This is a genomic window from Microbulbifer sp. 2205BS26-8 (genome assembly GCF_030731025.1).
Lineage (GTDB): Bacteria > Pseudomonadota > Gammaproteobacteria > Pseudomonadales > Cellvibrionaceae > Microbulbifer > Microbulbifer spongiae.
Map to the genome: position 1 here is coordinate 17,124 of NZ_JAVAMR010000030.1, position 11,191 is coordinate 28,314.

Genomic DNA, 11,191 nt, shown 5'->3' on the forward strand with positions numbered 1-11,191 from the left:
GAAGAGCAGATGGGGAAAATCGGGATCAACTGGCGGAATAAAGCAGGCCTGTGTTGGCAGAAGTGATCATGCCTACGCTCATGGTTTCTTCAATGATTTCCTTGGCCAGCTCCGCACACCGGCCGCACTGTGAGGATACGCCGAGGTGATGCCTCAATGCCTTGACAGAGGTGGAGCCACCATAGACAGCTTCTTTGATTTGGCGGTCGGTTATGCCTTTGCAGATACACACATACATAGCTTCGTTAGCTTCGCTCAATACCAATTGTGCAAACTTTATTGTAGTTGAGAATGAGTGTCAATAATATTTCGATATAGTCCACAGCCCTCCTTGTTTAAGCCCAGGCTGCCTTTTTCTTCGGCCGAATGGTGACTAATTGCCCATTTTGCCCATTCTGGGCTCGGATCAGGTGACGCAGTTTTGCTATCAACCTCATTTAAAAAATTTATGGGTTTGGAATCAGAGGGTGTGTATCATAGCCCCCCACTATCACATCTTTATTGATCTATAGCTGTTGCGTATAAATTGAGCATTTCATACATCATCAACAAACCATCATTGGATTGAGGAGGTTATTTATGGCAGTTTTGGTAGGCAAGCCGGCCCCGGACTTCACTGCGGCGGCGGTATTGGGTAACGGCGAGATCGTCGACTCTTTCAACCTAAAAGAAACTATTGAAGGGAAAAAGGCAGTAGTTTTTTTCTATCCATTAGACTTTACCTTTGTATGCCCTTCTGAGCTGATTGCGTTTGACCACCGCTTTGCCGAATTCGAAAAGCGCGGCGTAGAGGTTATCGGCGTTTCCATCGATTCCCAGTTTTCACACAATACGTGGCGCAACACCCCGGTGAGCGAGGGTGGCATTGGTGCGGTGAGATACACGCTGGTTGCTGATGTTAAGCACGAAATCTGCCAAGCCTACGATGTGGAGGCCGATGCAGGTGTTGCCTTCCGCGGCTCCTTCCTGATAGATGAGGAAGGTGTGGTTCGTCACCAGGTTGTCAATGATCTGCCGCTGGGGCGCAATGTGGACGAAATGCTGCGCATGGTTGATGCCCTTGCATTTCACCAGGAACATGGAGAAGTTTGCCCGGCAGGCTGGCAGGAGGGCGACAAGGGTATGAATGCTTCTCCACAGGGTGTCGCAGCTTACCTGAGTGAGCACGCTGAGGAATTATAAACCCGGCTATCAGCCGGATGAAAACCTCCAAGTTTAAAAAACCGCCGAAAGGCGGTTTTTTGTTTTTATATGCGCCAATAAAGCAGCCTGGAGTTGCGGAGCAGGTGTTCCTGTGGGAGGTGGCCGTTTGTGACTAGAATCTTGCGGTCAGTCTTATGTGGCGCCTAAATAGAGTTTTTAGCTACTGACTGCTAGTCTTATCAGCAAGTATTGGATTGCTTTGGCGGCTCGATTTACGTATGAGACCTGCAATTCTACCAAATATCGTCTATCAACTGCGCATCGGGAAAGCGTGGATCCTTTCACTAATGGTGTTTGTGGGCGCACTCGTGCTGCCTGCGCGTGCAGTTGATGTTGATGCCAGGGCCAAGGCATTTGACCGTTACTTTCACCAGTTGATGGTGGGCAAGTCCATCCCCGGTGGCGCCTACGTTATTGTTGATGGTAACCGGGTGGTTGCTATGGGTACCTACGGCGTGCGGACCAGGGGCAAGGCCGGCAAGGTGGACCGGGACACGGTATTTCGCCTGGCTTCTGTATCGAAAACATTCGCTGCAAGCATGGCCACCATGCTGGAGCATGAAAAGCGCTTCAATTGGAGCGACAAGGTGGTCAACTATATTCCCGACCTGACTTTCAAAACCCCGGCTTTATCGCGCCAGCTGCAGGTGGAGCACCTGTTGAGCCACTCCTCGGGTCTGACTCCGAATGCCTATGACGACTACCTTGAGAGCAACAAGCCGCTCAGCAAGATACTGCCAAAGTTTGCCAATATCGACCCCCGCTGCACACCCGGAAAATGTTATGGCTACCAGAATGTGTTGTTCAGCCTGATAGAGGATGTTATCTATGAAGCTACGGGAGTCTCTTTTGCCAGGCAACTCAAGCAGCGTATTTTTATTCCCCTGAATATGCGAAATGCCTCTGTGGGCTGGGAGAGCTTTATGGCCTCCGGCAACCGCGCCGCGCCCCATGTGCAGACCGGCAAGGGCTGGCGACCGGTGAAAGTGGAAAAAGAGTATTATTTTGCTGCCCCTGCCGCCGGTGTCAATGCCAGCATTTCCGATATGGCCCAGTGGTTGAAGGCACAGATGGGTTACTACCCGAAAGTGCTGTCTCCTGAAGTGATTGAAGATATGACTACCGAACGCGTGGCCACTCAGCGCCATATGCGTCACCGTATCTGGCGGGATTACCTGTCCCATGCCGGCTATGGTTTGGGTTGGCGCCTCTACACGATTGGAGATGACCGCATCATCTACCATGGTGGCTGGGTGGCGGGCTTTCGTGCAGCGGTGGCTTACTCCGAGAAGCAGAAGGTTGGTATTGCAATTCTAATGAACGCGGAATCCCGCGTGATCTCTGACTTAACCGCAAATTTTGTGATCGACATCACCGGTAAAGGCAGCTTGGCCACTGCCAAGGCCGGTAGAGGCCGGTAATTTTCCGAGTATCACTTTGGTTTCCTCCCCTTGAAACCCGCCAGTGGGTCCCAATATCTGTTACCTGTTCTGATAGACGTGACTGGGGAGATCTGATAAATGACCGTTGAGGCCCAAAAAGAGAGCCATGGATTCCAGACGGAAGCCAAGCAACTACTGCACCTGATGATCCACTCGCTGTACTCCAACAAGGAGATTTTCCTGCGCGAGTTGGTTTCCAACGCTTCCGATGCTGCAGACAAGCTGCGCTTTGAGGCGCTGTCCAAGCCCGGGTTGCTAGCTGAAGATACCGACCTGCGTATCCGGGTTGAGTTTGATAAGGAAAAAGGTACCCTGACAATTACCGATAACGGCATTGGTATGAGTCGCGATGAAGTGATTGAAAACCTTGGCACCATCGCTCGATCCGGTACCTCTGCATTTATGCAGCAGCTGACCGGCGATCAGAAAAAGGATGCACACCTGATTGGACAGTTTGGTGTGGGTTTCTATTCTGCATTTATTGTTGCCGACAAGCTGGATGTCTTTACCCGTCGTGCAGGCCACAGTGCAGATCAGGGAGTGCATTGGGAATGCCATGGCGAGGCGGAATACTCGGTGGAAACTGTCGAGTTGCCCCAGCGGGGTACCCGCGTGGTATTACACTTGAAAGAGGACGCTAAGGAGTTTGCCGACGGTTGGCGCCTGCGCTCTATTATCAAGAAGTACTCCGATCATATTGCGATTCCTGTGGAAATGCTGAAAGAGCAGGCACCGGCGGCAGAAGGTGAAGAGCAGGAAGAGAAAGCCCCTGAGTTTGAAGCGGTCAATGCCGCCCAGGCACTGTGGACCCGTCCCAGGTCCGAATTGAAGTCCGAGGAATACAAGGAATTCTACAAGCATATCTCCCACGATTTCGACGATCCCATGACCTGGAGTCACAACCGGGTAGAAGGCAAGCTGGATTACACCAGCCTGATGTATATTCCTGCGCGTGCACCCTTTGACCTCTATCAACGCGATGCCGCTCGCGGTCTGAAACTTTACGTTCAGCGCACCTTTATCATGGATGACGCCGAGCAGTTTCTGCCATTGTACCTGCGCTTTGTGAAGGGGGTGCTGGATTCCAATGATCTGCCTCTGAATGTGTCCCGCGAAATTCTGCAGAAGGACCGCAACACCGATGCGATCAAGAGCGCCCTTACCAAGCGCGTCCTGGATATGCTGGACAAGCTGGCGAAAAAGGATGCAGATCAGTACCAGAAATTCTGGGACCTGTTTGGTAATGTGTTGAAAGAAGGCCCGGCCGAGGACTTCTCCAACAAGGAAAAAATTGCCAAGTTGCTGCGTTTTGCCACCACCCATACCGATACAGAGAAGCAGGACCAGTCACTGGAAGCGTACATTGGCCGTATGAGAGAAGGCCAAAAGGCCATTTACTATGTGTGCGCGGATAACTTCGCCACTGCCAAATCCAGTCCGTATCTGGAAGTGTTCCGCAAGAAAGGCATTGAGGTACTGCTGCTTACCGATCAGGTGGATGAGTGGTTTGTGGGTCACATGAATGAGTTCGACGGGAAGCAGTTTCAGGATGTGGCCAAGGGCGCCCTGGATCTGGGGGAAGCTGAAAGCGAGGAGGATAAGGCCGAGCGCGAGAAAGTCGAGCAGGAGTCCGGTGCCCTGGTTGAGCGGGTACAAGCGGTTCTGGATGGCCGCGTTGAGTCTGTGCGCGCCACAACCCGCCTGGTGGATTCCCCGGCGTGCCTGGTGGTTACTGAACAGGATATGGGGCCGCAAATGCGCCGCATTCTGGAGCAGGCCGGACAGGCGCTGCCAGAGACAAAGCCTGTTTTCGAGCTGAACCCGTCTCACCCACTGGTGCAGCGTCTGGACCAGGAGCAGGATGAAGACCGCTTTGCGGATCTCACCAATATACTGATGGATCAGGCCAACCTGGCGGCGGGTAATCAGCTGGCAGATCCGGCGGATTATGTGCGGCGCCTGAATACGCTATTGCTGGAAATGCACGGTTAAAGCCATTGCCCGGTATCGACCCAAAGTGTCAGCTGGAGGAGGCGCGCGGCAAACCCCACTGGGGTACTGCCGCGTTTTTTATCCTCCCCAGCCCCCGCTTAACCAGGCAATTTACCCGGTTGTTCCAACCGGGTATGTTCATGGCTTATATACCCTGTATTGGTACAGGGTTCGCAGTGCAAACCTTTGATCTGCGGTGCTCATAAATGCTGGGGATTACCTGTCCGGCTGAAGTGTTCGCACCCCTTTGCCTGTGCGAGAAACCGCTGGCAATAGTGCCAGTAATATTAGAAAAGAAAGTGGTAGAGAAATCCTGCACCAGTGGCCATGCCCAGGATGACTACCAGGAAGGTGGCAATCATCTGATTCCTGAAAATGGATTTCAATAGTTTGACTTCGGTCAAACTTGCCCCTGCGCTGCCGATGATTAATGCCATCACTGCACCCAACCCGCCTGGCGATTTTTAAACGCCTGGTCAAGTCGGGGCATCGGAGCTTGGCGGTGGGTGCTCTTCAGCAAGAATTGAGCATTCCCAACTCAACCTTGTCCCACCACCGTTCAAGCCTTGTTTCGGCAAATTTACTGTCACAAAATCGCGAAGGGCGAACGCTGTATTGCCAGCCAGATTATGGGCACCTTCAGGCAGTTATAGACTTCTTGCAAGATGAGCGCTGTTCGGATCAGCGGTGAAGTTCTATTTTCCAGGGTTGGCACCATGTTCGATTACCGATCTGAAGTCATACAGAGTATTTTTCAATAATGCCTCCCGGCCATGCGTTATTCACGGCTGTTTAAAATGCTATTTTGCGCTATTTGTCCTGCCTGTGATTGAGCCCGGTAAAAAATACCCACAAGCCAGGTCCTGAGTGTCAAAGGATATTTTTCAGGCACATCTGTTTCCTGGGTTTGCGTAATGGGTATTCAATACCTGAAGGGGAGTGAAGGCTGTCTTCAAGATGTCGTAGTAATTAGAGTGATTTCGATACTAACCGGTACTTGTATCTTTCTCAGCATCCTGAACCACCCTGTATTCAATGTTCAAATTGCTTTTTGCCAGGGCTTGAGCAGCGGAATACCTCCCGGTGCATTACCCTTGCGTTTGAAGGGTGGGGTCTTAGGCAGTGTTGGATAAAAGTTGATGGCTCGAAACAGTCTTTGGGCAGAAAAAGCTTGGTAGTCAAACTCTTTACGGTAATCTCGGATAGTGAATTACCAGTGCGGCTTGGTCCCCAGGTGCAGGGGAGGCGTGGCAATGTCCAGCATTTCTGAGCCACTGTATCGGGGTCGGGTTATCGGTCCCTCCCTTCGGTTGATACAATCGCAGCCATTAACAGGGTATTATCCGCCCTTTGTTGCCTGAATATAGTATGGAATACGAAGGATTTATGACCAAGCAGCGCGTATTAACCGGTATTACAACCACCGGCACCCCTCATCTGGGTAATTATGTGGGTGCAATCAGACCGGCAATTGCCGCAAGTCAGGATGAGGGGAATCAGTCTTTTTACTTTCTGGCAGATTACCACGCGCTGATCAAGTGCCAGGACCCCGAGCAGGTGCATCAGTCCACCCTGGAAATCGCCGCAACCTGGCTGGCCCTGGGCCTCAATACCGACAATGTGGTTTTCTACCGTCAGTCCGATATCCATGAAATTCCCGAGTTGACCTGGTTGTTGACCTGTATGACCGGCAAGGGATTAATGAATCGCGCGCATGCCTATAAGGCGGCAGTGGATGCCAATCGTGCCGATGGGGAGGATTCTGATTTTGGTATCACCATGGGGCTTTACAGCTACCCGATCCTGATGGCTGCAGATATTCTGATGTTTAATGCCAATATGGTGCCCGTGGGTAGGGACCAGATGCAGCATATCGAAATGGCCCGGGATATTGCCCAGCGATTCAATCATCACTACGGGGAGCACTTCGCTTTGCCGCAGGCGGTAGTGGACGATCATGTGGCGGTGTTACAGGGTCTGGATGGTCGCAAGATGAGCAAGAGTTACGGTAATACCATCCCTTTGTTTCTGGCGGAAAAACAGCTAAAAAAGCATATCAATAAGATCAAAACCAATCTGTTGGAGCCGGGTGAGCCCAAAGACCCGGATACTTCTACGGTCTTCCACATCTGGCAGGCCTTTGCTACAGAGGTGCAGGCAGCGGAAATGCGCAGGGAGTTTGAGGAGGGCATTGCCTGGGGCGAGGCCAAGCAGCGGCTGTTTGCACTGATTGATGGCCAGATCGGTGAGGCTCGCGAGCGTTACCATGCGCTGCTCGCCAGTCCGGAACTGATTGAGGAGGTGCTGGAGAAAGGCGCAGCCAAGGCGCGGGCCTATTCGGCACCCTTTATGGAAAATTTGCGCCACGCGGTCGGCATCCGCAAGATTTGTTAGCCGGGGTTTAAATGCAGTGGGGGCATGGCTTTGGAGATTTCCCCGTGATTTTACAAAGTCATAAAAAATAACGAAAGTACAGGGCTTTATTATGGAAAACATTCAGGCAAATTCTTCTGCAGGTGCCGATGCCGCCAGCAAGAATGGATGGATCAACCGGGCACTCAACGGTATTGAGGTGGTGGGCAATAAGCTGCCCGATCCGGCGGTGCTCTTTCTGGTTCTGATGGTGGTGGTCTGGGCGCTGTCCTGGGTGTTGTCCGGTGTGCGTTTTGACACACTGCACCCTGCTACCGGTGAGGCCATTCAGGTAACCAACCTGCTTTCCGGTGGTGAGATGGCGCGCTTTCTCTCTGGTATGGTGACGACCTTTACCAGTTTTGCGCCATTGGGTGTCGTCCTCGTGGCCATGCTTGGGGTCGGTGTAGCGGAACAGAGTGGCTTTATCAACGCGGTGTTGAAGAAGCTTCTGGCTGTGACCCCACAGATGTTGCTGACCCCGATGTTGATACTGGTGGCCATTGTCAGTCACACAGCAGTGGACGCCGGTTATGTACTGGTTATTCCTCTCGGCGGAGTGATTTTCTATGCGGCCGGCCGCCATCCCCTGGCGGGTATCGCCGCGGCCTTTGCCGGGGTTTCCGGGGGGTTTTCAGCAAACTTTGTCCCCTCTGCCATCGACCCCCTGCTGCAGGGTTTTACCCAAACCGCGGCACAGATTGTCGATCCGGAGATGCAGGTTAACCCGTTGAACAACTGGTTTTTCACTTCGGCGTCCTGTCTGGTAGTAACCTTGCTGGGCTGGTGGCTCACCGATAAAGTCATTGAGCCGCGCTTAAAGGGTGTTGCTATTGACGGTGATGAAGAGGATATGCCGGCAATGCAGTCGCTGGGTGCCCGTGAAAAAAAGGCCATGTATCTGGCGGTAGCGGTGATGGTTGCCGGTGTAGTCGGGCTTGTGGCCTGGATGCTGCCGGAAACATCGGCACTGCGCGATGCCCAGGGGCAGCTGGCCTCCTTCAGTGCCCCGGTAATGCAATCTATCGTGCCGTTGATTTTCCTCCTGTTTATCATCCCCGGTGTTGTATTTGGTTATGTGGCCGGAACCTTTCGCCAGAGCAAGGATGTGATTGATGCAATGTCGAAAACCATGGGCTCCATGGCTTACTATGTGGTAATGGCTTTCTTCTGTGCGCTCTTTATTGCCGAGTTTGCCCGCTCCGGCCTCGGCACCCTGCTGTCGGTGGAGGGTGGCAGCCTCCTTGCTGCCATGAACCTGCCAGGCCCGGTAACGCTGATGGGCATCATTGTGCTGGTGGCGTTTATTAACCTGTTTGTAGGTTCCGCCTCCGCCAAATGGGCACTGCTTTCGCCAATTTTTGTACCCATGTTGATGCAGATTGGTTTCTCTCCAGACCTGACCCAGGCGGCCTATCGGGTGGGCGATTCGTCCACAAATATCATCACACCGCTGATGCCTTACTTTCCCCTGGTGGTTGTCTACTGCCAACGCTACGTAAAGAATACGGGGATTGGTACCCTGGTATCCATTATGCTGCCCTATTCCGTGGTATTCCTATTGTGCTGGTCCCTGTTTTTGGTGATTTACTGGAATCTGGGCATGCCTCTGGGCCTGCAGGCCAGTTATACCTATCCATAGTCTCTGTATGCACTAACCGCGGCAGTATTTGATCTCTGCAACCAGCAGGCTCTATGGGCACTGTCCCCGCACCGGTGAAGCTCTTCAGGCACCGGTGGGGGATAAGCCGGCTTGAAGCCCTGGCGGCTCTGGATTTGAAGGGGTGGCGCACCGACTGACAGGCTGTACCAACTGGGATCTGTGTATCCCCCCGCTGGACGAATAGCCTTGATTGTGCGGTAACTGGCAGAGAGTTGAGTAAAAGGGCAGCAATGGGCTGTTTGCACAAATAAAAAAGTCCCGCTCTTTCGGGCGGGACTTTTTACAGATGGCGGACCGGACGGGACTCGAACCCGCGACCTCCGGCGTGACAGGCCGGCATTCTAACCAACTGAACTACCGGTCCGCATTTTTCTCTTCCCTATCAAGGCCCTGCTATGCAGTCGCTGGGGAAGTGGTGGGTGGTACAGGGGTCGAACCTGTGACCTACGGCTTGTAAGGCCGTCGCTCTCCCAACTGAGCTAACCACCCCGTGTCAGGAGCTGCGTATCTTAATGATATTCTTTGCGGCGTCAACGCCTTTTTTATTTTTTACCGATCAGTGTATCAAGGCTTTTGGGCGGGGGTTTGCGGGCGTGTCCGCGGCTTGGTGACGCTGTTATAATCAACAAATTTCCGGCAGATTGGATGTGAGAGACACTGTGAGACGGGAGTGCTGGCTGGGCCGAACTGTGTTGGCACTGGGTTTGCTGTGCCTTTCTGTGGCAGCGCAGGCGGTGGTGGAGGCTGAAAAACTGTCCTCCCCTGATCTGGAGCTGCGGTATCGGGTGTTGATTGAGGAGATGCGTTGTCCAAAGTGTCAGAATCAGAACCTGGCTGATTCTAATGCACCGATTTCTGTCGATCTGCGCCGGGAGATTCGCCGGCTTCTAGAGGAAGGCTTCTCCGATAGAGAGATTGTTGACTATATGGTGGCGCGCTATGGGGATTTTATTCTCTACCGTCCCCCGGTTCAAGGCAACACCTTGGCGTTGTGGCTGGCCCCTGGCCTATTTGCGCTGATAGGCTTGCTGGCGCTGATCCTGATTGTGGTGCGTTCCCGCAGTGGCACAGGCGCAGATCAGGGTGACGATAGCGGTGAACTGAGTGACGATGAGCGGCGCCGATTGAACAAGCTGCTGGGTCATGATCCGGGCGATTGGACTGGCAGCGGGAAAAAGAGTAAATGACTGATATCTGGTTTGGGTTGGCCATTCTGCTGCTGTTGCTGGCTCTGGTCTTTTTGCTGCCGGCCATACGCAGCACCCGTATCGGGCGCTCGGATGACAGCAAGCGCACTGCAATGATTGAGCTGTACCGGGCACGCACCAGCGAGCTGCAGGACGCTTTGGGCAGGGGCGCGATGGATGAGAGGCAGGTTGCCCAACTGGAAACGGAAATGGCCCGGGAGCTGCTGGCCGTGCGGAGTGGGGCACCAGCCGCTGCGCCCAACCGGCGCGGCGCCGGCGTATTAATCGGCCTGGCGCTGCTGGTGCCGATAATGGCCGTTGGCGTTTATGTCTGGTCCGAACGCCCCGGCGAGGTGGCCTTCTACCGGGAGATTGTGGCCAGCTACCAGGGGCGGGCAGATACGGCTTCAGAGGCGCGCATTACCAGCCAGCTAAAGGCTTGGGTACAGAAGCATCCGGAGGATTTGCGCAGTCACTATGTTTTGGCACAGCGGTTGCTGCTTGCCGGGGATATCGCCGGTGCGGTATCGGCTTATCGCTTTGTGGTTGAGCGTGAGCCCCAGGCGGCGTCGGTAAAAGCCGATCTGGCACAGGCGCTGTTCTTTGCCGGAGGCTCTAGGATGACCAAAGAGATTCGCCTGCTGGTCAAACAGGTTTTGGAAAGTCAGCCTGCCAATGGTACCGCCCTGGGTTTGGCGGGGATAGCCGCTTACGAAGACAGGGATTACCGCCGGGCGCGCGAGTACTGGCAGCGTGCATTGCAGCAGCTCGAGCGTGGATCGGCTGCGGCAGAGGCCTTGGCTGCCGGGGTGGCGCGGGCGGAGCAGGCCCTTGCCGATAACCCTAAAGCGACGATGGCGCCCGCCAGTTCGCAAGCGCCGGGCGGACCTGCGATTCGTGTACAGGTGAGTTTGAGCGGAGAGATCGCTGCAGACTCCGCTACGCCGGTCTATATTTATGCGCGTAGCGCAGACAGCCCAATGCCCCTGGCGATAGTGCGTCTGAATGCGGGCCAGCTGCCGGTGGAGGTGGTATTGGATGAGTCGCGCGCGATGATGCCGGGGCGCTCCATCGCTACGGTGGATTCCGTGCAACTGGTGGCGCGTCTGGCCCTGAACGGCGATGCGCGCCCCCTGGCTGGCGATTGGCAGGGTACCATTGAGTCTCTCTCCAGGGAAAACTGGGGAAAGACCCAGTCCATCACGATTGATCGGAAACTCTAGGTGGCTGTGATCTGGCGCTTGTTGCGCTTTTGCGAGAAATTCAATGGGGTTGGCTGAAGCCCCCACAGA

General features: G+C 54.0%; 10 protein-coding genes and 2 tRNA genes. 8 read left to right on the forward strand and 4 right to left on the reverse strand.

All coding sequences use genetic code 11. From position 1 onward, the window contains the following. Nucleotides 1-25 precede the first annotated feature (25 nt). Complete coding sequence (locus Q5Y71_RS11210; protein WP_306042262.1) at nucleotides 26-238, reverse strand: bacterioferritin-associated ferredoxin; 213 nt, start codon at nucleotides 236-238, stop codon at nucleotides 26-28. Between the two features lie 341 nt (nucleotides 239-579). Here Q5Y71_RS11210 and Q5Y71_RS11215 point away from each other — a divergent pair, with 341 nt between their 5' ends. The 3 genes from Q5Y71_RS11215 (at nucleotide 580) to htpG (ending at nucleotide 4,637) form a co-directional block, all read left to right on the forward strand. Next, the gene (locus Q5Y71_RS11215; protein WP_306042245.1) at nucleotides 580-1,182 is read left to right on the forward strand and encodes a peroxiredoxin; all 603 of its coding nucleotides are present in this window, start codon (nucleotides 580-582) and stop codon (nucleotides 1,180-1,182) included. Nucleotides 1,183-1,421: 239 nt separating this feature from the next. Then, a complete protein-coding gene (locus tag Q5Y71_RS11220) occupies nucleotides 1,422-2,624 on the forward strand; it encodes a serine hydrolase (RefSeq protein ID WP_306042246.1) in 1,203 nt (400 codons plus the stop codon). A gap of 99 nt (nucleotides 2,625-2,723) precedes the next feature. Beyond that, nucleotides 2,724-4,637: a molecular chaperone HtpG gene (gene htpG / locus Q5Y71_RS11225; RefSeq protein ID WP_306042247.1), complete on the forward strand. Its 1,914-nt coding sequence runs from the start codon at nucleotides 2,724-2,726 to the stop codon at nucleotides 4,635-4,637. 287 nt (nucleotides 4,638-4,924) lie between these two features. Here htpG and Q5Y71_RS11230 read toward each other — a convergent pair whose 3' ends face one another. Beyond that, nucleotides 4,925-5,074 carry a hypothetical protein gene (locus Q5Y71_RS11230; RefSeq protein WP_306042248.1) on the reverse strand — a complete coding sequence of 50 codons (150 nt, stop codon included), beginning with the start codon at nucleotides 5,072-5,074 and terminating at the stop codon, nucleotides 4,925-4,927. Between Q5Y71_RS11230 and Q5Y71_RS11235 the strand changes: the two genes are divergently transcribed. The 3 genes from Q5Y71_RS11235 to Q5Y71_RS11245 all read left to right on the forward strand — a co-directional run bounded on the left by Q5Y71_RS11235 (nucleotide 5,068) and on the right by Q5Y71_RS11245 (nucleotide 8,691). Further along, nucleotides 5,068-5,328, forward strand: coding sequence for a helix-turn-helix transcriptional regulator (locus Q5Y71_RS11235; protein WP_306042249.1), 261 nt, complete (start codon nucleotides 5,068-5,070; stop codon nucleotides 5,326-5,328). The genes Q5Y71_RS11230 and Q5Y71_RS11235 overlap by 7 nt on opposite strands. A 695-nt stretch (nucleotides 5,329-6,023) precedes the next feature. After that, entirely contained in the window at nucleotides 6,024-7,031 is a 1,008-nt protein-coding gene (locus Q5Y71_RS11240) for a tryptophan--tRNA ligase (RefSeq protein ID WP_306042250.1), read from the forward strand. Nucleotides 7,032-7,122: 91 nt separating this feature from the next. Continuing rightward, the gene (locus tag Q5Y71_RS11245; RefSeq protein WP_306042251.1) at nucleotides 7,123-8,691 is read left to right on the forward strand and encodes an AbgT family transporter; all 1,569 of its coding nucleotides are present in this window, start codon (nucleotides 7,123-7,125) and stop codon (nucleotides 8,689-8,691) included. A 308-nt stretch (nucleotides 8,692-8,999) separates the two neighbouring features. Here Q5Y71_RS11245 and Q5Y71_RS11250 read toward each other — a convergent pair. Continuing rightward, nucleotides 9,000-9,076, reverse strand: a tRNA-Asp gene (locus Q5Y71_RS11250). A gap of 49 nt (nucleotides 9,077-9,125) precedes the next feature. Beyond that, nucleotides 9,126-9,201 (reverse strand) — tRNA-Val (locus tag Q5Y71_RS11255). Between the two features lie 158 nt (nucleotides 9,202-9,359). Here Q5Y71_RS11255 and Q5Y71_RS11260 point away from each other — a divergent pair. Then, on the forward strand, nucleotides 9,360-9,899 hold the full coding sequence (locus tag Q5Y71_RS11260) for a cytochrome c-type biogenesis protein (protein ID WP_306042252.1): 540 nt from the start codon (nucleotides 9,360-9,362) through the stop codon (nucleotides 9,897-9,899). After that, complete coding sequence (gene ccmI / locus Q5Y71_RS11265; protein ID WP_306042253.1) at nucleotides 9,896-11,122, forward strand: c-type cytochrome biogenesis protein CcmI; 1,227 nt, start codon at nucleotides 9,896-9,898, stop codon at nucleotides 11,120-11,122. Before Q5Y71_RS11260 ends, ccmI begins: the two co-directional genes overlap by 4 nt. The last annotated feature ends 69 nt before the right edge of the window (nucleotides 11,123-11,191 follow it).

What these genes read in the sequence shown, in the direction of transcription:
- Q5Y71_RS11210 (WP_306042262.1), bottom strand. Translation starts at nt 238, where the DNA reads ATGTATGTGTGTATCTGCAAAGGCATAACCGACCGCCAAATCAAAGAA.
- Q5Y71_RS11215 (WP_306042245.1), top strand. Translation starts at nt 580, where the DNA reads ATGGCAGTTTTGGTAGGCAAGCCGGCCCCGGACTTCACTGCGGCGGCG.
- Q5Y71_RS11220 (WP_306042246.1), top strand. Translation starts at nt 1,422, where the DNA reads ATGAGACCTGCAATTCTACCAAATATCGTCTATCAACTGCGCATCGGG.
- htpG (WP_306042247.1), top strand. Translation starts at nt 2,724, where the DNA reads ATGACCGTTGAGGCCCAAAAAGAGAGCCATGGATTCCAGACGGAAGCC.
- Q5Y71_RS11235 (WP_306042249.1), top strand. Translation starts at nt 5,068, where the DNA reads ATGCCATCACTGCACCCAACCCGCCTGGCGATTTTTAAACGCCTGGTC.
- Q5Y71_RS11230 (WP_306042248.1), bottom strand. Translation starts at nt 5,074, where the DNA reads ATGGCATTAATCATCGGCAGCGCAGGGGCAAGTTTGACCGAAGTCAAA.
- Q5Y71_RS11240 (WP_306042250.1), top strand. Translation starts at nt 6,024, where the DNA reads ATGACCAAGCAGCGCGTATTAACCGGTATTACAACCACCGGCACCCCT.
- Q5Y71_RS11245 (WP_306042251.1), top strand. Translation starts at nt 7,123, where the DNA reads ATGGAAAACATTCAGGCAAATTCTTCTGCAGGTGCCGATGCCGCCAGC.
- ccmI (WP_306042253.1), top strand. Translation starts at nt 9,896, where the DNA reads ATGACTGATATCTGGTTTGGGTTGGCCATTCTGCTGCTGTTGCTGGCT.